Here is an 18,312-nt window from a genome sequence, read left to right as displayed (position 1 = left end):
GACGCTGGACCGTCGCGGCGCAGTGCTTGCCGCTTCGCCCGGACGTAAGCCCGCCTTCCCCGACGGACGGGTATGCTGGAGGACACGGTCTGTATCGTCTGCGGTGCGGGGCACGGACTCGGCGAGGAGACGGCGGTGGCGATGGCCGAACAGGGGGCGACGGTGGTCGTGAACGACCTGGGCGTCGACGTCTCCGGCGAGGGGAGCGACAGCGAACCGGCCGAGGAGACGGTCACCCGCATCGAGGACGCGGGGGGCGACGCCGTCGCGCACTTCGGCGACGTGACCGACTTCGCGTACACCGAGGCGCTCGTCGCCGAGACGTACGAGGAGTTCGGCCGGGTCGACTCGGTGGCGAACTTCGCCGGCGTGCTGCGCGACCGGATGTCGTTCAACATGAGCGAGGACGACTGGGACACCGTCGTCGACGTCCACCTGAAGGGGCACTTCTCGCTGGTCCGGGCGGCGGGCGCCCACTGGCGCCAGCGGGCGAAGGCCGACGAGATAGACTGCGAGCGCTCGTTCACCTGCGTCTCCTCGGGCGTCGCCGTCGGGAACGCCGGGCAGGCGAACTACTCGGCGGCGAAAGCGGGGGTCCTGGGGTTGATGCGGACCGCCGCACAGGAACTGAACGGCTACGGCGTCCGTGTCAACGCGATGTGGCCGACGGCGCTCACCCGGATGACCGAGGACCTGCCGGGGATGGCCGGCGCGGACCCGGAGACGATGGGGCCACAGATGGCGCCCGCGGTACCCGTCTTCCTCGCCAGCGACGCGGCCGAGGGTGTCACCGGGTGCACGCTCGCCATCATGGGCGGGGAGGTGGCGTACGTCTCGGACCCGACGCGCGAGCGGTCGCTCTCGACGGCGAACGAGGACGGGCGCTGGACCGCCGCGGAGCTGGCCGACCGCTGGGACGAGCTGACGGAGGGGTTCGAGACGGCGAAACTCGACCGGGGCTACTGACCCGAGTCAGAGCGGCAGTGGAATCCACCGGAGCCACGAGAGCACGGTCTCCGTGGGGATGACGGGGTCGTGGAGCACGAGCCAGTCCAGCAGCGCCAGCCCGAGCCCGTGTGCGACGACGCTCGGCAGGATGGAGTTCGACTCGTAGTCGACGAGGCCGAACAGCACGTCGGTCGGCCCCGAGAGGACGAGTTCGATGGGGGGCTTCCCGAGGTGGTGGAACGCGTAGATGACCGGGCTGATGAACGCCGCCTTCCGGCCGATGTCGCGCACGCCCACGCAGAGCAGGCCACGGTAGTACGTCTCGGCGGCGACGACGACGAGGAACTGCTGGACCGAGTGGACGAGGTACGTCTCCTTCGTCGCGCCCCACATCGGGTAGAACTCGCGCACCGAGGGGAGCGACGACCCCACGAGGTAGAACGGGAGGACGAACAGCGCGAGCAACAGGGTGTTCCGGAGCGCGGTCCGGTCGACACGCCAGCCGAGGTGCTTGCCGTGGAGCGCCGCCAGCCCGGCCGGGGCCGCGAGGTAGACGAGCAGGTCCTTGCCCACGCGCGAGCCGAGGCCGGAGGTGTGCCACTCGGTCCAGACCAGCGCGAGCAGGAACCCCGAGAAGAGCGCCCGCTGGACCCACGTGGTGCGGGCGAGACCGCGACGGAGTGCCGCCACGGGCGCCATGGCGCTACTCGTCTGCGGTGGGGACGGGACCGGTGCCGACGACGCCCTCGATGGCCGCCTCGAGGTCGCGGCGCGTCTCGAAGTACGTCGCCTCCACCTCGGCGATCACGTCCGCGAGCTGTCGCGGGCCGTCCGGCGTCCGGACGACGGTGTCACCCTCGCGGCGCTCGACCTCGCTCTTCTCGATGCCGTAGTAGAGTCGTGCCGTGGCCTGCTCGAGCGGGACGCCCTCGACGGGTTCACCCTCGCCCAGTTCCACGACGGGCCCCTCGTCTTCTTCCTCGTCTGCCATTGCCCGACGTTCCGTGTCCCGCGGCTAAAGGTTTTCCAAGGGCCACCGGCGGCGACGGGCCGCTCGGACCGACCGCCTCAGTCTGCGGAGGCGTCGCCGGAGTCCGTGCGGTCCGACTCGGACTCCGAGATGCTGCCGGTCTCGGCCCCGAGGTCGGCCGCGAATACGTCGGCCATGGACGTGCGGAACGACTGCAGTTCGGCCACCGCCTCGCGGAGCGCGTCCTGCTCGGACCGCATCGTCGACACCTCCTCGCGCACCGACGCGAGGTCGTCCTCGACCGTGGTGGCGGTCGCACGGAGCGACTCGACGTCCTCGGCCAGCGAGTCGAGGCGACCGTCGAGTCGCTCCGTCTCCGACTCCACGGTCGCGGCGACGTCGTCCACCCGCCCGTCGACTCGGCCGAGGTCGGCATCGAGCGTGTCGAGCTGTCCCTCGACGCGGTCGACGCGGTCGGACACCACCTCGACGTCCCCCTCGACGCTGCCGAGGTCCGTCTCGACGCGCTCGAGGTCCTCGCGGATACGCTCACGCGCGTCACCGATGCGCCGCTTGAGCGACCGGACGGAGGCCTCCACGTCCTCGATCTCGGCCGAGGTCTCCTCGTCCAGCGCGTCGACCGCATCGTCGAGCGACGACAACCGCCGGTCGAGGTCGCCCACCGCCTCGTCGAAGCGGTCGACGAACTCCGTCGCGCTCCCGTGCTCGTCGATGAGGGCCTCTAGCCCGTCGGCGTAGGCGGCGAACTCCTCGACGCGCGCACTGAGCCGGTCGACCCGGAGTTCGACGCTCCGTCGCTGGTCCTCGGCCACCGCGGTCCGCGGCGCGGAAGCCGCCGTCGTTCGGTCCGTGCTGTCACTCCCGTCCGTCGTCTCTGCCTCGTCGTGGTCCATCTGCGCTGAATCACCCTCGCCGCCCGTCGCGTACTCCGTGCTCGACCGGGCCTCCCCTCCCTCTGCTGGCTGCCAGTCACCGTCGGCCATCTCGTCCCACTCCCCGTCACGTCCGGGCGTCACGTCCGTTCCTGCCTGCTCGACCGTCGTTCCCGCTTCGGCTGGCTCGGCGACCGTGTCTGCTGCAGCCGCCTCGGCCGTCGGCTCTGCGCCCGTCTGCTCGACCGCCGTCTCCGCTTCGGCCTCCTCGACTGCGGCGTCGTCCGCCATCTCCTCGGCCACCACGTCGACCACGCGCTCGTCGGCCGAGGCCGGGGCCGGCCCGTCGGTCCGGGCCGACGCCGAGCCGTCGTCCGCGTTCGACCCGGTCAGTCGTCGCTGGACGCGGGAGAGCAGCCCGGAGTCCCCGTCCGCCGTGTCGGAGCCCGCGACCTCGGGGCCGGTGACAGACACGGGCTCGACCGCCTCCACCCGTGGCCCCGAGAACGCCTCCCCGTCGGTCGGTTCGGACAGGGCGACCCCGTAGGACACCTCGACCGGTTCGTCCTCGACGAGGGTCTGGATGCGCGCCCGCTCCCCGTCCACGGACCCATCCTCCGGCGCGGCGTCTCGCCGGAACCCCGCCTCCTCGGCCGCGAGGTCGGCCGGGAACGGGTCGACCACCGTCACCACGACCGGCTCGGGCCGCTCGGCGTCGACTCGTACCGTCCCGACTACCCCCTCGTCGCGCACGACGAGCGTCCGTTCCACGCTCACCCCGTCTTCCGATACCGTCGTTACCCCCTTCGAGTGTTCGTTCTCGGTCATGTGAGACACCCCTCACCCCAACGTGACGGCCAGACACACATAGTATCGTGAGAGTATTTTCAGAGATTGAATACACTTGATTGACACTTTTGTTCCACGCGGTCGGCTAGCGGGTAGAAGTGCCCGGCGACACGCTCGGTGGAGAGTTCAGACCGGGAACTCGGCGTCCGGTTCCACGTGCCGGTCCGGTTCCGCCGGCATCTCCCAGTCGCTCGTCAACTCGAGCAACTGCACCAGCATCCGGGCGGTGGCCCCCCAGACGACGTGGCCGCCGACCCGGAAGTAGTGCAGGCGGATGTCGCCGTAGTGGGGGTGGTCACGGCGCTCCGAGTCGTAGTTCGCGCGGTCGGTGAGTTCCGGGACGGGGAGGACGGCCACCTCCGCCACCTCGACCCCGTCCGGGACGTACTCGCGGTCCGGCGCGCGGCCGACGTAGGGACGCACCGAGTAGCGCGAGACGGTCCGGATGTCGTCGATGCGGCCGCGGACCGTCGGCTCCGCCGGGTGCATCCCGACCTCCTCGTGGCACTCGCGGAGCGCCGTCTCCCGCAGGTCCGCGTCCGTCGGTTCGCGGCCGCCGCCGGGGAACCCCATCTGCCCGGCGTGCGAGGAACGGTCGTCGGCCTTCCGGATGAACAGGAGGTGGTCGACGCCGTCGCGGTCGAGGACCGGAGCGAGGACGGCCGCCTCGCGCTCCTCGTCGGACACCGTCGCGGGGTCGTGGCCGGCGAGACGCGAGAGGTCGAGGCGGTCTACCGTCACGCCGTCTCCGTCCCGCTCTCGGTGTTCGACTCGCGGTCCTCGTCGGCCGCTCGCTCCCGCTCGGTGCGCCGGCGCTCACGCGCCAGCTCCCGGTCGATGGGGTCTTCACCAGAGTGCAGCGACTCGACGGTGACGACGTTCCCCCCGCCGGGGTCCACGACGATGACCTCCTCGCCCACCTCGATGCTCCCGGAGGTGGTCCGGGCGCGGTAGTACGGGTTGAAGCCACCCTCCTCGAGTTTCACCTCGCCCTCGCTCGTCGTGACCCGTTCGGTCACGCGGCCGGACTTCCCGCGCAGCGCCTCGGAGTCCGAGGTCTGTCCGCTCCCCCGGCCGCCGTAGAAGTCGAACTCGCGGTAGGCGTAGAGCGAGACGGCCCCCGCGAGCAACACCACCGCGGCGAGGATGAACACGGAGAGCGCGCCGAGTCCCGGTGGGAGCAACACGCCGACCAGCCCGGCCACGAGGAGGGCCACTCCGATGACGATGAAGTGGGCGCCCGGAGCCAGCGCCTCGGCGACGATGAGTCCCGTCCCCGCGAGCAACAGCACGAGTGAGAGCGGTAACCCCAGTCCCGGTACGTCGACCATACCGCCCAGTAGGCGGCGACCCACCGTAACGGTTCGGTCTCAGCCGACGACGAACTGGGCGAAGACGGCCAGCGTCACGACGACGCCGAGGAGGACGAACACCGCGCTCTCGAGGCTCACGGGTTCGGGTTCGACCGGGAGTCGGCGGTCGGTGCCACCGGCGACCGAACCGCGCCGCTCGGCCTCCGGTTCGGCGTCGAAGCCGGAATCGGAGGGGGAAGCGGAGTCGGTCTCCACGGGCGTCGTGTCCCGGTCGCCGAACTGCCACCCGTCGGCCTCCTCGGCCCGTTCGTCGGAGGCCGAGCCCGCCGTCGAGGAGTCGTCTCGTTCCATACCACAGGTAGCGCCGGCGCACACAAACCGTTTCCGCCCGCTCGTTCGACTCGACGGGAGAGTCCGCCACAAGAGATATACTCGCTACCACACGAGATACGCCCAGATGACAGTTTCCGCGAAGCGAATCCTGCTAGTGGGGATGGCGCTCGCGCTCCTCGTCTCGGCCGTGCCGGGTGGGGCGCTCGCGCAGGACGGCGAGAGCAGCGAGAACACGGTGAACCTCGACAGTCTGGTGGCGCTGTACAACGACAACGTCGACGAGGCGCCCAGCATCGCCCGCAACCGGTTCTCGGGTGAGACCCTCGAGGTCCGCATCGGCTCGGGCGACACCGTGGCGAAGAAGGACACCGGCGAGGCCTACCGCTTCGTCACCGACGACGACGGCGAGATAACGGACTACGGCACGACGAGTGCGGACGACCCTTCGATCCGCATCCGGACGAGCGAGTCGACGTTCGACGCCATCGTCGAGGCCGAGGACCCGGCCGCAGAGTTCAACGAACAGTACGAGGCCGGCAACATCAAGGTGAGCGGCCTGACCGTCACCAAGACCGTCGAGGTCGAGGCCGCGAAGTTCGCCGTCTGGCTCGGCAAGACGTTCGGCTTCCTCTGAGTCCGGGGCCGGACCGGACCCCATCCCCAGTCCGCTCGACCGCCGAGTGGTATCGCTCGTGACGTCTGGCTCGACGCGTAGAGTGAGTCACCAGCCGGGCTGAGAGTGGAGGTGTCGCCAGCGCCTACCGGACCTTCGTGCCCGGCTCGCTGTCGCCGTGCGTCGTCAGCAGGTCGGCGTCCTCGCCAGCCGCGAGGACCATCCCGTTCGACTCCGTGCCGAACAGTTCGGCCTTCTCGAGGTTGGCGACGACGACCACCTTCGTCCCCGGTAGCTCCTCGTGGTCGTGGAGCTGTCGGAGGCCGGCGACGATCTGGCGGACCTCGTGGCCGATGTCGACCGTCAGTTTCAGCAGTTTGTCCGCGCCCTCGATGGGTTCGGCCGACTCGATGCGACCCACGCGGAGGTCCAGTTCCTGGAACTCGTCGAACGAGATGCGCTCTTCCAGCAGGGGTTCCATGTCACCGGCCTCGGGGGCCTCCCCCTCGTCGGTTTCGCTTTCGTCCGCGTCGTCCTCGTCGCTCGTTGCCTCCTCGATACGCGCCTCGAGTTTCTCGGTGAGTTCCTCGACGCGGTCGTCCTCGACCTTCTCGAACGGCTCGGTGGGCGCCTCGAACTCGGCCGCGGGCGCCTCGAGCGCGGCGTCGAGCGTCACGTCCCGCACGGGTCGGTCGTCGCCGCCGAAGACGGCCCACAGCTCCTCGGCCTTCCCGGGCGCGATGGGTTCGAACAGGACGACGACGGCCTTGGCGAGCTGGACGCAGTCGCGGATGACCTGTGCGGCCTGCTCCGGGTCCTCGTCGGTGAGGTTCCACGGCTCCTGGTTCTGGATGTACTCGTTCCCGAAGCGGGCGAGTGCGACCGCGCTGTTCCCGACCTGCCGGACGGAGTAGTCGTTGACACCGGCGCGGAAGTCGGCGACGGCCGCCTCGATGCGTTCCTCCACGCGGGCCGAGACGTCGACGTCCGGCGTCCCGCCGTACTCGCGCTGGGCGAACAGGAGCGAGCGGTAGAGGAAGTTCCCGAGCGTGCCCACGAGTTCGTTGTTGACGCGCTCCTGGAACTTCGACCACGAGAAGTCGACGTCCTGCTGGAGGCCGCCGTTCGTGGTGAGGTAGAACCGCAGGAGGTCGGGGTGGAACCCCTCGTCGAGGTACTCGCGCGCCCAGATGGCACGGTTCCGGGAGGTCGAGAGCCCCTTCCCGTCGATGGTGATGAACCCCGTCGCGGCCACGGCCCGCGGTTCGGTGTAGCCCGCGGCGTGGAGCATCGCCGGCCAGAACACGGTGTGGTGCTGGATGATGTCGCGGCCGATGACGTGGACGACCTCGCCGCCGCCGCCCGCCGAGTCGGGCGTCGAACGCTCGTCCTCGGGCGGGCGCCAGACCTCCGCCCAGTCGTACTCGTCGGCACCGACGCGCTCGGAGTACTGCTTCGTCGAGGAGATGTACTCGATGGGGGCGTCCACCCAGACGTAGAGGACGAGGTCGTCCTGTTCGTCACCCGGGTAGTCGATGCCCCAGTCCATGTCGCGGGTGATACACCAGTCGCGGAGTTCGCCCTCGATCCACTCGCGGGGCTGGTTCCGCGCGTTCGAGGTCCCCTCCAGCCGGTCGATGAACCCCTGCAGGTACGTCTGGAGTTCCGAGACGCGGAAGAACCGGTGCTCGCGCTCGCGGTACTCCGCGGGGTTGCCGGTCAGCACCGAGACGGGGTCCTCGACCTCACCGGGTTCGAGGTGCCGGCCACAGCCCTCGTCGCACTCGTCGCCGCGGGCCTTCTCCCCGCAGTAGGGGCAGGTCCCCTCGACGTAGCGGTCCGGGAGGTACTGGTCGGCCTCGGGGTCGTAGCCGACCATGATCTCCTTCTCGTAGACGTAGCCACTGTCCTCCAGCGCCCGGACGATGGACGTCGTCGTCTCCGTGTTCGTCTCGTCGTGCGTGTGGCCGTAGTTGTCGAACTCGACGTTGAAGCGGGGGAACGTCTCCTCGTACTGCTCGTGGTACGAGAGGGCGAACTCCTCGGGAGAGACGCCCTCCTTCGCGGCGTTGACGGCGATGGGGGTGCCGTGCATGTCCGAGCCGCAGACGTACGCGGTCTGCTGGCCCACCTTCCGCAGGGCGCGATTCAGCGTGTCGGCACCGACGTACCCACGCAGGTGGCCGACGTGCAGGTCGCCGTTCGCGTACGGCAGCCCACAGGTCACCACCGCGGGGCGGTCGGTCGGGAACTCGTCGTGGCTCATGTGTGTCGTGTCGAATGTGGCGGGCGTAAAACCCGCCGGTCCGCGTCGTTCGGGGGACTGGGAGAAGTCGCGTCGGGTTCGCGGCGGGTCCGACCCTGCGAGGGCCGGGGGGCACGGTCGCCCCGGGCCGGTCCACCGACGGCGGTGGCTCAGCAGGGGCGCATCCCGCGGTCCGCGAGCCATCGAAGCACGTCGCACCGTAGCCACCCCGTCGTCAAAAACACCGCGGTGCCGTGTCGCTCGGCCTCAGTCCTTCACTTCGACGCCGCCGAACGCGACGAACCCGTCGACCACGAGGTCGACCGTGTCGGACTCGCCCTCGTGGTCACGCTCGGTGCGGAGCCGTGAGTCCTCGGCCGCGCCGAAGATGGGGAGGACGTCCATCTGCACGTTCCACTCGCGGGGCGCGATGATCTCGACCGCCCCGAACATCGCCATCGCGCTCACCCGTATGGGGTCGGCACCGGGCTGGCGCTCCACGTCCCGCAGGTCGAGCGTCGTACCGCCGAAGAGGGCGGTCAGGTCGGCCTCGCGGAACTGCTTCGAGAGGGCACGGCGCTCGACGCCGCCGAACAGGGCGAACCCGCTCACGCGGTCGCTCTCGGTACCCGCGGGGCGGGGTCTGACCCGTCCCAGCGCGAGCGAGAGGCCGAACAGGATGATCAGGACCGGCCAGAAGTCGAGCAGGGTCGCACCGTCGACGAACCCGAGCGTCACGGCCTGCCACGCGCTGGCGACGACGATGACCAGCACCGGCCCGACGAGGTTACGGAAGCCGCTCGCGACGAGCGCGTACGCGCCGACGAGGACGAACAGCGACGGGACGTAGCGGAGCAGCGGTCCCACGTCGTAGAGGTTGGTCGTCTGGAGGAGCAGTGCCACACCGACGAGGACGAGGACCGCCCCGAGGACGGCCTGACTGGACAGCCGACGGTAGTTCATACTGGGGCTACGTCGGTGCAGGCGAAGATATCGTGGTTGGCGAGCGCCAGTCGGCGCTCGCCGGGGGGAGACTGGGGGACCGCAGCGACGGTGATTCCACCCACGGGCGGTGGAGACGGGACCAGTGGGGCCGAGACGTGCCGGCGCGTCGTGAACGGGCGTCCACGGTCCGCCCTCAGATGACGGCCGCGGCGCCGCCGAACACGGCCACCGTGAACAGGAGGCGGCCGACGCTCCCGAGGAACGTGGCGAGCGCGAACTTCAGGTAGTCCTCCTCGAGGACGGCGAACGCGTAGATCGAGAGCGTGTCCGGGAACCCCGGCACGCAGAGCGCCAGCGCCAGCCCGGCGTAGCCGTACTTCCGGGCGAGGTCGACGGTCTGTCTCTCCGACCACGCGATGACGTCGAACCGCGAGCGACGGAGCAGGCGGATGATGGGCCCGGACTGTTTGGCCTCCTGGCCGATGGCGAACGCGAACACGCTGCCTGCGGCCTTGCCCGCGCCCGAGACGAGCATGATGAGCGCGAGCTTCGCCTCGTACGGCAACCCGAGTTCGAGCGGCGCGAGCAGGACCACCTCGCTGGGCAAGGGCAGGACGAACGCGATGAGGAAGGAGTAGACGAAGATGAGTCCGAGACCGAGCGGGCCGGTCGCGGTCTTGACGGCAGCCTCCAGCGCACGGAACGCACCCGCGTGGAAGTCGAGCGGCACGACTGGCGCGGGGAGGGTCAGTGCGGTGAGCAGGGCCGCGTCGGGCACGAGCGACGCTAGCGCTGCAGGTGAGGTAAGCCTGTTGGGATACACGACGCTCGATTCAGACGACCCGCTCGACGTCCGCCACGAACTCCTCCAGCATCGACCGCGTGACGTGGGGCATCATCACGACGCGGGCCTCGCCGGCCTCGGTGCGTGAGACGCGCCAGCCGAACTCGCGGAGGTCGTCGATGGCGTCGTGCGCGAGGTCGATGGCGACGATGGGGAGGTCCGGTTCGACGTACCCCACGTCGCGCGCCGCGAGCGCGTCGGCGAGCCACCGCGCGTTCGACCGCGAGGTCTCGTACTGCTCGCGGTAGCCCGCGGGCCAGAGTTCCGCCATCACGGCCGCGGCGCTCGCCACGCCCGCGCCCGACCGCGTCCCGGTCAGGGTGACCTGCGAGTGGCTCTCGAGGTAGGGGGTGTCGATGGCGAGTTCGTCCAGCAGTTCGGGCCCGCGAGCGAGGAGGCCGCCGGCGGGCACCGCCGCCTGCCCCATCTTGTGCGGGTCGATGGTCATCGTGTCGATGTCGGCGTCGGCGAAGTCCCAGTCGTGGTCCGTGAACGGCAGGACGAACCCACCCCACGCGGCGTCGACGTGCGTCAGGGCGTCCACCTCGTCGGCGATGTCGACGAGCGCGGGGATGTCGTCGACGCGGCCGTACTCGGTGGTGCCGGCGACGCCGAGCACCATCACGGTGTCCTCGTCGACGAGCTCCTGCACGGCCTCGAGGTTCGCCTCGTACCCCTCGAGCGGCGCCGTGCGAAGCTCGACGCCCAGCACGTCGGCGGCCTTCCAGAACGAGAAGTGCGCACTCTGCGGGACGACGACGTTGGGCGTGCGGGTGTCCGCGCGGTTGCGCGCGATGCGGACCGCCTGGATGTTCGCCTCCGTGCCGCCGGAGGTGACGTAGCCGGGGGCGTCGTCGAGGCCCGTCACCTCGCCGAGGAGCGCGACGGCTTTCCGCTCCAGTTTGGCGACCGTCTCGTACGTGCCGGGGTCGCCGGGGTTCGTGGCGAGGAACCGCTCGGCAGCCTCACGGGCGACCGGATGTGGTTCCGTACACATCGAGGAGAGCACGCGCGAGAAGTCCTGCGGCTGGGCCCGCTGCATCTAATCACGAGTACGGCGCGCCTGATTTATAAGTTGTGTAGTCGCGGCGCCACCGACCGCCCGCGGGCTCAGGACTGCTCGGCGGCCCGTTCGAGCGCCTCGCCGACCCACTCGGGCCGCTCGACGCTCGGTTCGTCGGTCCGGAGCACCGAGAACCGGATGTCGAGTTCCCCCGCCTGTTCCTGCAGCGTGTACTCGCCCGTCGCCCGGAACTGGAGCACCCGGCCCCGGTCGTCGACCACCGCGGTCACCGTCCAGTTGCGCAGGTCGCTGGCGTTGCGCGGGACGACCCCTCGCTCCAGTTCGTCGACGTAGGGTGTCCCCTCGTTCTCGAGCCGGACGACCTGCTGGCCGTCCCGAATCGTGCCACGCTCGACGACCGTCATCTCGGTGGCGTTCAGGTAGTTCTCGAGCACGGGCCGGGTCGTGAGCAGGCGGTCGGCGGTCGCGTCCTCGACCTGGTAGCGCGTCGTGTTCCCGATGCGCGCCCGGATGACCGTCGTGGACTCGTTGCCCCAGTTGTTCGCGACGAACCCGTCGCCCACCGACGTGGTCCGGAAGCGGTACTCCGTCGCACCGGGTTCGACGATGGTCTGCTGGCGCTGGCGGGACTCGTACACCTCACCCTCGAAGGAGTTCGTGGCGTTGGCCCTGAGGTCTGCCTCGAACCCCGTCTCCAGCAGTGCCGTCTCGTGTGCGTCCAGCAGGACGTTCAGGTCGGTCAGTCGCCCGTTCTCGATGCCCGGTGGGTCGACCTGCCCGTCGACGGGGGTCCCGGTGTCGGTGCCGGGCCCCGGATTCGGTCCCGCGGTGGGAGTGCCCGTCCCCCCGAGGAAGCTACACCCCGAGAGGACGAGACACACGGCGAGCAGGACGACAGGGACCTTTCGCATACTCGGGCGTCGTGGTGGCGCGGTAAATGTTAGGTGGTATGGCGTCGGGCGAATCTGGCTGCGGCCGGGACGAGTCGGGGCTGCGGGGGCGGCCCGACCACGGTCCCGAACGGTTATCGCTCCAGTGGTCTCAGTGCCGGTCCAATGCGTATCCTCCTCGACTACGGCGGCGTCCTCGCGTTCCACGGCGACGAACGCGACCACGCGGACCTGCTCGGCGTCGACTCCGAGGTCGACCCCTACCCCGGCTGGATCGCCTACTTCGCGTTCCGCGACGGCTTCGTCACGACCGAGGCGGGCTACCTCGACCTGCTCTCGACGCTCACCGGAGCCGATCGGGCGGCCTGCCGCGAGTACGTCGAGCGGACGTGGCGCTCGCCCGAGGTGCCCGAGACGCACGTCGCGGCCATCGAGGAACTGGCGGCCGACCACGAACTGTACGTCCACGGCAACATGGCCCTGCCGTGGGTGGAGGCGGTACTGGAGGACCACGCTATCCGCGACTGTTTCGCCGAACTCGTCGTCTCCAGCGACGTGGGGCGCGCGAAGCCACATCCACGCGGCTATCTACGGTGTCTGGAGGGGCTCGACGACGGCGACCGCGTCGTGATGGTCAGCGACGAGTACGACGAGGACTTGTTCGTCGCTGACGCGCTCGGCATCGAGACGGTGTGGGTCGAACAGGACGACGAGGTGCCGGTGAAGGAGCCGGACTACACGGTCGAGTCGCTCGTGACGGTGCCGGAACTGCTTCGGGAAGGAAACTGAGACCCGCGCCGATTACCGCACCGAGTCCAGCAGCAGTTTCTGCTCGACGCGCTTGACCTCGTGTTGCACGTCCCGTACCGCGTCGATGTTCGCGGAGATGGAGGAGATACCCTCGTTGACGAGGAAGCGGACCATCTCGGGTTTCGAGCCGGCCTGCCCGCAGATGCTCGTGTTCACGTCGTGCTCGCGACACGTCTGGATGACCTTGCCGATGAGTTCGAGCACGGCGGGGTGGAGTTCGTCGAACCGGTCGGCGACGTTCTCGTTGTTCCGGTCGACCGCGAGCGTGTACTGCGTGAGGTCGTTCGTCCCGAACGAGGCGAAGTCGATGCCGGCCTCGGCCATCCCCTCGATGGCGAGCGCGGACGCGGGCGTCTCGACCATCACGCCCCACGTGCGCTTCTCGGGGTCGATGCCGGCGTCCTCCATCAGGTTCCGGGCGCGGATCACGTCCTCGGCGTCGTTGACGAGCGGGAACATCACCTCGACGTTGTCGTAACCCATCTCGAACAGGCGACGGAACGCCTCCAGTTCGTGGGCGAACACGTCGGGGCGGTCGAGCGAGCGCCGGATGCCACGGTAGCCCAGCATCGGGTTGTGCTCGTGGGGTTCGTTCTCGCCGCCCTCCAGCTGTCGGAACTCGTCGGTCGGGGCGTCGAGGGTGCGGACCCGGACGGGCCGGGGGTAGAACTCGTCGGCCACCTCGCGCACGCCACGGACGATCTCGTCGACGTATGCGTCCTCGCCGTGGTTCTCGACGTACTGCTCGGGGGTCTGGCCCGTCGAGAGGATCATGTGCTCCATCCGGAGGAGACCGACCCCGTCGGCCCCCGTCTGGGCCGCACGGTGGGCCGCTTCGGGGATGGAGACGTTCACCTTCACCTCCGTCGCCGTCATCGGCTTGACGGGGTTCTGCGGGCGGATGTCCTCGTGACGGTCGCCGTCGTCCGCGGTCTCCGTCTTCGTCTCGCCCTCCGAGACGCTCCCCTTGTCGCCGTCGATGGTGACGACCTGGCCGTCGCCGAGGAGTTCGGTGGCGTTGCCCGAGCCGACGACCGCCGGGACGCCGAGTTCACGCGAGACGATGGCCGCGTGGGAGGTCATCCCCCCCTCGTCGGTGACGATGCCGGCCGCGCGCTTCATCGCCGGCACCATGTCCGGCGTCGTCATCTCGGTGACGATGATGTCACCCTTGCCGACCTTGTCGAGCTGGTCGAGCTTGCGGACCACCCGGACCGGTCCCGACGCGATGCCGGGGGAGGCCCCGAGTCCCTTCAGCAACATCCCACCCTCGCTGGTCTCGCCGGCACCGTCCGGACTGGCGGCGGCACCCGCGCTCTCGCTGATGGTCGTGATGGGCCGGGACTGGAGCATGAACACCTCGCCGTCGACGAGCGCCCACTCCACGTCCTGCGGTTCGTCGTAGTGTGCCTCGGCCGTCTCACCGAGTTCGACGAGCGTGGCGATCTCCTCGTCCGTGAGGACGCGCTCGCCCCGCCTGTCCTCGGGCACGTCGAGGGTGACCGTCGACCCGGACTCCTCGTCGCGGACCATCATCACCTTCTTCTCGGCGGTGGTCTCGTCGATGATCTCACCGGTGCGTCGGTCGACGACGTAGTTGTCGGGCGACACCGACCCGCTCACGACGGCCTCGCCGAGGCCCCACGCCGCCTCGATGATGATGCGCGCCTCGCCGGTCGACGGGTGCGAGGTGAACATCACGCCGGACTTCTCGGCGTCGACCATCTGCTGGACGACGACGGCGATGTCGACCTTCTCGTGGTCGAACCCCTTCTCGTTGCGGTAGTAGATGGCCCGCTTCGTGAACAGCGAGGCCCAGCATCGCTTGACGCGGTCGACGAGGTCCTCGCCCGTGACGTTGAGGAACGTCTCCTGCTGGCCGGCGAACGAGGCGTCGGGCAGGTCCTCCGCGGTGGCCGAGGAGCGCACCGCGACGAACGCCTCCTCGTCGCCACCGAGTTCCTCGTAGGACGCGAGAATCTCCTCGCGCAGTTCGTCGGGGGTCTCGGTGCCGAGGATGAGTTCCTTCGCCCGCGCCTCGGCCTCCGCGAGCGCCGTCGAGTCCTCCGTGTCGACGTCGACGGCCGCGAACAGTTCCTCGTCGATACCCGTGTCCTCGATGAACGCGCGGTAGGTCCCCGCGGTGACGACGAACGCCGGAGGGACCGGCAGGCCGGCCGCGGTCATCTCGCCGAGGGAGGCCCCCTTCCCCCCGACCGAGTCGATATCCTCGGACCGTATGTCCTCCAGCCAGAGTACTGCCATCGTTGGAACAACGAACCGGGACAGCGATAAAGAAGGTTCCGAAGGCGAGGTTCCCTGCCCCGGACGTGACAGCCAGTGGACGCTCAGACCTCCAGTATCTCCTCCTCCTCGTGGTCCGGGACCAGCAGGCTCCCGTCCAGCGAGGTGACCGCCCGGCCCCCGACCCGCACCCCGTCGACGGTGGGAGCGGCCGGCACCTGCACGTGGACGCGGCCCCCGCGGTCGACGAACTCGCCCTGCTCGAACTGCATCTCGTCGGTGTCGATGGCCCCGAACCGGTCGAGGTACGCGGCGACGGCGCCCGACGCCGTCCCGGTCACCGGGTCCTCGGGGACGCCCGCACCGGGGGCGAACATCCGCCCGTGGAGCGTCGACTCGGCCTCGAGCGTGTCGAACGTGAACGCGTAGACGCCCGTCGCGTCGAACTCGTCGGTCAGCGCCTCGACCTTCGCGGGGTCGGGGTCCATCTTCCCGAGGTGTTCGAGGAAGTTCACCGGGACGACGAGGAAGGGGAGGCCGGTCGAGGCCCGCGCCAGCGGGAGGTCCGCGCCGATGTCGGTCAGTGCGGCGGGGTCCACGTCCAGCGCCTCGGCGACCGTCGTGTACGCGAGGTCCATCTCGTCGATCTCCTCGACCTCGGCGGGGCGCTGGGTCATCCAGACGAGCCCGTCCTCGGTCACCTCGACGTCGAGGACCCCGACGTTCGTCTCCAGCGTGTGCTCACCGGGGTCGAGGATGCCGTCCTCGGCCAGCAGGGCGTGGCTCGCTATCGTGGCGTGCCCGCAGAGGTCGACCTCCTGCGTGGGCGTGAAGTAGCGGACCCGCCGGTCGGCCTCGGGGTCGTCGCTCGGGGCGAGGAACGCCGTCTCGCTGGCGCCGAGTTCCGCGGCGACGGCCTGCAGTTGCGAGTCGTTCAGGCCGGCGGCGTCGGGGACGACCCCCGCGGCGTTCCCGGTCAGCGGTTCCGTCGTGAACGCGTCCACCAGACAGGCGCGTCGCTGGTCCATGGACTGGCGTCGGGGGCGGTGCGTATGAAGGTTGGCGCGACGGGCAGTCGCGACGTGACTACAGGCCGGTCACGAACTCGGCCACGTCGGTGACGACGGCCTCCGCCACCGTGTTCGGGATCGCGTACTCACCCGGCGTGGCCGGTCCCTCACCGGTCTGGAGCAGGTGGTTCGCGGCGTCCACGACCTGTACCGCGCCCGCCTCGGTCCACCGCTGCCGGTCGGCCTCGGGCACCTCGAAGTCACGGCCGCCGAACAGGAGGTGGGTCGGCACCGAGAGGCCGCTCGTCTCCGCGACCGGGTCGTAGTCGGCCACGCTCGCCCAGAACGCGCCGGTCGCGCCGAGCGCCGTCTCGTCGGCCGCGAGGTCCCCGACCCGGTCGGCCTCGCTCGTGACGTGGTCGACCCACCGCTGCTCGGTGTCCTCGACGGTCCCGTCGACCTCGGCGACGCGCTGGGCGGCCTCGGGGCGCGTCGTCGTGAGCGGTCGGCCGGGCGCCGCAAGGACGGCCACGCCGTCGACGGTCGCCGCGGCCGCGACGCGGGGGGCGATCCACCCGCCGAGGCCGTGCCCGAGGACGGCGACCGGTCCCACGCCGTCGAGCGAGCGAAGTCGCTCGACGGCGACGGTGGCGTCCTCGACGAGGGCGTCGAGCGTCGTCGCCTCGGGGGCGAGCGAGTCGCAGGAGAGTGCGCGCGAGTCGTAGCGGAGACTCGCCACGCCGCGGTCGGCCAGTCCCCACGCGAGGTCCTGCAGGGGGCGGTTCGGTCCGACCGCGCCGTTCCGGTCCCGGGGGCCGTCGTCGCCGACGAGGACGACGCCGGGGACGGTCCCGCTCCCCGAGTCGCTCGGCGTCGTCAGCACCGCCGGGAGGCCGCAGGACGCCTCGGAGAGCGCCACCCCGGACTCGACGACCGCCTCGCTCGCGGCGTAGCCCGGCGGCGCGTACTCACCCGTGTTCGGGTTGCTGTGGAACAGGCCGACCACGTCGGCGTTCCCACCGAAGACGAAGTCGATGGCGACGAGGCCGGTCTGGAACGCGCCGACGACCTTCACCACGTCGAACCCCTCCTGCGTACGGTGGACGGTGCCGGCGACGCCCTCGAACCGGCCGGCGGTGGCCGTCCACGCGTCCCAGCCGCCGCGGAGTTCCTCGGTGTCGAGGTCGGCGTCGAAACGGTCGGCGTAGTAGCGGCGAGCGTCCTCGAACGCGCCGACGGCGTAGAGGTGGTAGACGCTCGCACCCAGCGTGCGGAGGCGCTCGACCGGCACGTCGGTGCCCGTCGGGGTCCCGTCGTCCGTCGGGGAGTCGGTCGACGGGTCGGTCGGCCGCGGGGTGGCCGAGGGGGTCGGGGAGGAGGGACCGCTGGAACACCCGGCCAGCGAGACGCCGAGACCGCCGGCCAGCGTCGCCAGCACCGCCCGGCGTCGGGGAGCGTCGGGTGGGGACTCGTCGGTCATGGCGCCGCCTACTGTGGCCATCACAAAAGGCCGGTCGGTTCCTGCCGCCCGGGGCGCGTCCGGTCAGCCACGCGTGTCGACGACCTCGTCGCCCGGCCCCTCGGGCGTCTCCCTGACCTCGACCCAGGCGGGGAGGTCCGAGGCCTCGACGGGGACGAGCCAGACGAGACCGCCGTCGCCCTCGACGAGTTCCCAGCCCGTCTCGGTGTCCCACATGCAGGGCTCCCAGTCGCCAGACTCCATCCGCAGGGCGACCTCCCACTCGGTGTAGTAGCTCCCGTCGGACCCGGCGTAGAACCCAACCATGTGGGACGCGTACGTGACACACGCTCCTAAGCGTTTATTCAGGTGACGAACAATTCTGGCGGCGGCACGGTCACTCGTGGAGCGCCTCGCCCGCCTCGGCACACACCGGGCCGGCGACCGCGACGTCACGCGCCCCGCCCGCGAACACGTCGCGCGACGGCACCACCAGGTCCGTCCCGAGTTGGCCCGCCCGCTCGGCCGAGACGCTGTAGACCACCGCCGCCAGCCCAGCGTGGTAGATGCCGCCCGCACACATCGGACACGGCTCCGTCGAGGTGTACAGCACCGTCTCCACTCGCTCCTCGGGGGTGAACTCTCGGACCGCGCGCCGGGCGAGTTCCAGTTCCGGGTGCGCCCGGAGGTCGTCGTCGGTGACGACGGCGTTGCGCGCCTCGGCCACGATTCGGTCGTCGCGGACGAGCACCGAGCCGTAGGCGTCGTCGCCCCGGTCGCGGGCCTCGCGGGCGAGGTCGATGGCCCGCCGGGTGTGGCTGGCGTGGTCGAAGTCGGCGAACCGCTCGGGGAGGTCGAGTCCGTCCATGCCGACGGCGAGGACTCCCGCCGGCATAGTTCGGCCGCTCACGGCGAGACACAC

The 18,312-nt window shown here is 70.3% G+C and carries 19 protein-coding genes; 3 read left to right on the top strand and 16 right to left on the bottom strand.

What is annotated here, in order from left to right:
- The first annotated feature begins 72 nt into the window (after positions 1 to 72).
- Complete coding sequence (locus N0B31_RS01340; RefSeq protein WP_260593973.1) at positions 73 to 966, top strand: SDR family NAD(P)-dependent oxidoreductase; 894 nt, start codon at positions 73 to 75, stop codon at positions 964 to 966.
- Positions 967 to 972: 6 nt separating this feature from the next.
- Here N0B31_RS01340 and N0B31_RS01335 read toward each other — a convergent pair whose 3' ends face one another.
- The 6 genes from N0B31_RS01335 to N0B31_RS01310 form a co-directional block, all read right to left on the bottom strand.
- Positions 973 to 1,647, bottom strand: a complete 675-nt coding sequence (locus N0B31_RS01335; RefSeq protein ID WP_260593971.1) for a CPBP family intramembrane glutamic endopeptidase — start codon at positions 1,645 to 1,647, stop codon at positions 973 to 975.
- 4 nt (positions 1,648 to 1,651) lie between these two features.
- Positions 1,652 to 1,939 (bottom strand): DUF5789 family protein, encoded by a 288-nt coding sequence (locus N0B31_RS01330; protein ID WP_260593969.1) that lies wholly within the window; start codon positions 1,937 to 1,939, stop codon positions 1,652 to 1,654.
- A gap of 77 nt (positions 1,940 to 2,016) precedes the next feature.
- Positions 2,017 to 3,639 (bottom strand): hypothetical protein, encoded by a 1,623-nt coding sequence (locus N0B31_RS01325; RefSeq protein WP_260593968.1) that lies wholly within the window; start codon positions 3,637 to 3,639, stop codon positions 2,017 to 2,019.
- Positions 3,640 to 3,786: 147 nt separating this feature from the next.
- Positions 3,787 to 4,401, bottom strand: coding sequence for an NUDIX hydrolase (locus tag N0B31_RS01320; RefSeq protein ID WP_260593966.1), 615 nt, complete (start codon positions 4,399 to 4,401; stop codon positions 3,787 to 3,789).
- Positions 4,398 to 4,991, bottom strand: a complete 594-nt coding sequence (locus N0B31_RS01315; protein WP_260593965.1) for an NfeD family protein — start codon at positions 4,989 to 4,991, stop codon at positions 4,398 to 4,400. The genes N0B31_RS01320 and N0B31_RS01315 overlap by 4 nt, the downstream gene beginning before the upstream one ends.
- A 39-nt stretch (positions 4,992 to 5,030) precedes the next feature.
- Entirely contained in the window at positions 5,031 to 5,324 is a 294-nt protein-coding gene (locus tag N0B31_RS01310) for a DUF7312 domain-containing protein (RefSeq protein ID WP_260593963.1), read from the bottom strand.
- Between the two features lie 106 nt (positions 5,325 to 5,430).
- Between N0B31_RS01310 and N0B31_RS01305 the strand changes: the two genes are divergently transcribed.
- A complete protein-coding gene (locus tag N0B31_RS01305) occupies positions 5,431 to 5,940 on the top strand; it encodes a hypothetical protein (protein ID WP_260593961.1) in 510 nt (169 codons plus the stop codon).
- A gap of 124 nt (positions 5,941 to 6,064) precedes the next feature.
- Here N0B31_RS01305 and metG read toward each other — a convergent pair whose 3' ends face one another.
- The 5 genes from metG to N0B31_RS01280 all read right to left on the bottom strand — a co-directional run bounded on the left by metG (position 6,065) and on the right by N0B31_RS01280 (position 11,888).
- On the bottom strand, positions 6,065 to 8,185 hold the full coding sequence (gene metG, locus N0B31_RS01300; RefSeq protein ID WP_260593959.1) for a methionine--tRNA ligase: 2,121 nt from the start codon (positions 8,183 to 8,185) through the stop codon (positions 6,065 to 6,067).
- 246 nt (positions 8,186 to 8,431) lie between these two features.
- On the bottom strand, positions 8,432 to 9,127 hold the full coding sequence (locus N0B31_RS01295) for a LiaF transmembrane domain-containing protein (protein ID WP_260593957.1): 696 nt from the start codon (positions 9,125 to 9,127) through the stop codon (positions 8,432 to 8,434).
- 175 nt (positions 9,128 to 9,302) lie between these two features.
- On the bottom strand, positions 9,303 to 9,860 hold the full coding sequence (locus N0B31_RS01290; protein WP_380628435.1) for a YqaA family protein: 558 nt from the start codon (positions 9,858 to 9,860) through the stop codon (positions 9,303 to 9,305).
- A gap of 82 nt (positions 9,861 to 9,942) precedes the next feature.
- Positions 9,943 to 10,995: a tyrosine decarboxylase MfnA gene (gene mfnA, locus N0B31_RS01285; protein ID WP_260593955.1), complete on the bottom strand. Its 1,053-nt coding sequence runs from the start codon at positions 10,993 to 10,995 to the stop codon at positions 9,943 to 9,945.
- Between the two features lie 68 nt (positions 10,996 to 11,063).
- Positions 11,064 to 11,888 (bottom strand): DUF7537 family lipoprotein, encoded by an 825-nt coding sequence (locus N0B31_RS01280; protein ID WP_260593953.1) that lies wholly within the window; start codon positions 11,886 to 11,888, stop codon positions 11,064 to 11,066.
- Positions 11,889 to 12,032: 144 nt separating this feature from the next.
- Between N0B31_RS01280 and N0B31_RS01275 the strand changes: the two genes are divergently transcribed.
- The gene (locus tag N0B31_RS01275; RefSeq protein ID WP_260593952.1) at positions 12,033 to 12,656 is read left to right on the top strand and encodes an HAD family hydrolase; all 624 of its coding nucleotides are present in this window, start codon (positions 12,033 to 12,035) and stop codon (positions 12,654 to 12,656) included.
- Positions 12,657 to 12,668: 12 nt separating this feature from the next.
- Here the strand turns inward: N0B31_RS01275 and ppsA are convergent, their stop codons facing one another.
- From ppsA to N0B31_RS01250, 5 genes are all read right to left on the bottom strand, one after another.
- A complete protein-coding gene (gene ppsA, locus N0B31_RS01270; RefSeq protein ID WP_260593951.1) occupies positions 12,669 to 14,942 on the bottom strand; it encodes a phosphoenolpyruvate synthase in 2,274 nt (757 codons plus the stop codon).
- A gap of 83 nt (positions 14,943 to 15,025) precedes the next feature.
- Positions 15,026 to 15,949 carry a PhzF family phenazine biosynthesis protein gene (locus N0B31_RS01265; protein ID WP_260593950.1) on the bottom strand — a complete coding sequence of 308 codons (924 nt, stop codon included), beginning with the start codon at positions 15,947 to 15,949 and terminating at the stop codon, positions 15,026 to 15,028.
- Positions 15,950 to 16,007: 58 nt separating this feature from the next.
- Complete coding sequence (locus tag N0B31_RS01260) at positions 16,008 to 17,411, bottom strand: DUF3887 domain-containing protein (RefSeq protein WP_260593949.1); 1,404 nt, start codon at positions 17,409 to 17,411, stop codon at positions 16,008 to 16,010.
- 63 nt (positions 17,412 to 17,474) lie between these two features.
- Positions 17,475 to 17,717: a hypothetical protein gene (locus tag N0B31_RS01255; protein WP_260593947.1), complete on the bottom strand. Its 243-nt coding sequence runs from the start codon at positions 17,715 to 17,717 to the stop codon at positions 17,475 to 17,477.
- Positions 17,718 to 17,787: 70 nt separating this feature from the next.
- Complete coding sequence (locus tag N0B31_RS01250) at positions 17,788 to 18,285, bottom strand: nucleoside deaminase (RefSeq protein ID WP_260593945.1); 498 nt, start codon at positions 18,283 to 18,285, stop codon at positions 17,788 to 17,790.
- Positions 18,286 to 18,312 lie beyond the last annotated feature (27 nt).

This window comes from Salinirubellus salinus, from assembly GCF_025231485.1.
Taxonomy (GTDB): domain Archaea; phylum Halobacteriota; class Halobacteria; order Halobacteriales; family Haloarculaceae; genus Salinirubellus; species Salinirubellus salinus.
The sequence above is the reverse complement of the archived record's forward strand: the minus strand, read 5'-3'. Positions and strand labels throughout refer to the sequence as shown.

Bases quoted from the DNA above. Each gene is read 5' to 3' on its own strand.
- N0B31_RS01265 (WP_260593950.1), bottom strand. From the start codon at position 15,949: ATGGACCAGCGACGCGCCTGTCTGGTGGACGCGTTCACGACGGAACCG.
- N0B31_RS01340 (WP_260593973.1), top strand. From the start codon at position 73: ATGCTGGAGGACACGGTCTGTATCGTCTGCGGTGCGGGGCACGGACTC.
- N0B31_RS01295 (WP_260593957.1), bottom strand. From the start codon at position 9,127: ATGAACTACCGTCGGCTGTCCAGTCAGGCCGTCCTCGGGGCGGTCCTC.
- N0B31_RS01255 (WP_260593947.1), bottom strand. From the start codon at position 17,717: ATGGTTGGGTTCTACGCCGGGTCCGACGGGAGCTACTACACCGAGTGG.
- N0B31_RS01330 (WP_260593969.1), bottom strand. From the start codon at position 1,939: ATGGCAGACGAGGAAGAAGACGAGGGGCCCGTCGTGGAACTGGGCGAG.
- N0B31_RS01280 (WP_260593953.1), bottom strand. From the start codon at position 11,888: ATGCGAAAGGTCCCTGTCGTCCTGCTCGCCGTGTGTCTCGTCCTCTCG.
- N0B31_RS01310 (WP_260593963.1), bottom strand. From the start codon at position 5,324: ATGGAACGAGACGACTCCTCGACGGCGGGCTCGGCCTCCGACGAACGG.
- metG (WP_260593959.1), bottom strand. From the start codon at position 8,185: ATGAGCCACGACGAGTTCCCGACCGACCGCCCCGCGGTGGTGACCTGT.
- N0B31_RS01305 (WP_260593961.1), top strand. From the start codon at position 5,431: ATGACAGTTTCCGCGAAGCGAATCCTGCTAGTGGGGATGGCGCTCGCG.
- N0B31_RS01275 (WP_260593952.1), top strand. From the start codon at position 12,033: ATGCGTATCCTCCTCGACTACGGCGGCGTCCTCGCGTTCCACGGCGAC.
- ppsA (WP_260593951.1), bottom strand. From the start codon at position 14,942: ATGGCAGTACTCTGGCTGGAGGACATACGGTCCGAGGATATCGACTCG.
- mfnA (WP_260593955.1), bottom strand. From the start codon at position 10,995: ATGCAGCGGGCCCAGCCGCAGGACTTCTCGCGCGTGCTCTCCTCGATG.
- N0B31_RS01325 (WP_260593968.1), bottom strand. From the start codon at position 3,639: ATGACCGAGAACGAACACTCGAAGGGGGTAACGACGGTATCGGAAGAC.
- N0B31_RS01315 (WP_260593965.1), bottom strand. From the start codon at position 4,991: ATGGTCGACGTACCGGGACTGGGGTTACCGCTCTCACTCGTGCTGTTG.
- N0B31_RS01260 (WP_260593949.1), bottom strand. From the start codon at position 17,411: ATGACCGACGAGTCCCCACCCGACGCTCCCCGACGCCGGGCGGTGCTG.
- N0B31_RS01335 (WP_260593971.1), bottom strand. From the start codon at position 1,647: ATGGCGCCCGTGGCGGCACTCCGTCGCGGTCTCGCCCGCACCACGTGG.
- N0B31_RS01250 (WP_260593945.1), bottom strand. From the start codon at position 18,285: ATGCCGGCGGGAGTCCTCGCCGTCGGCATGGACGGACTCGACCTCCCC.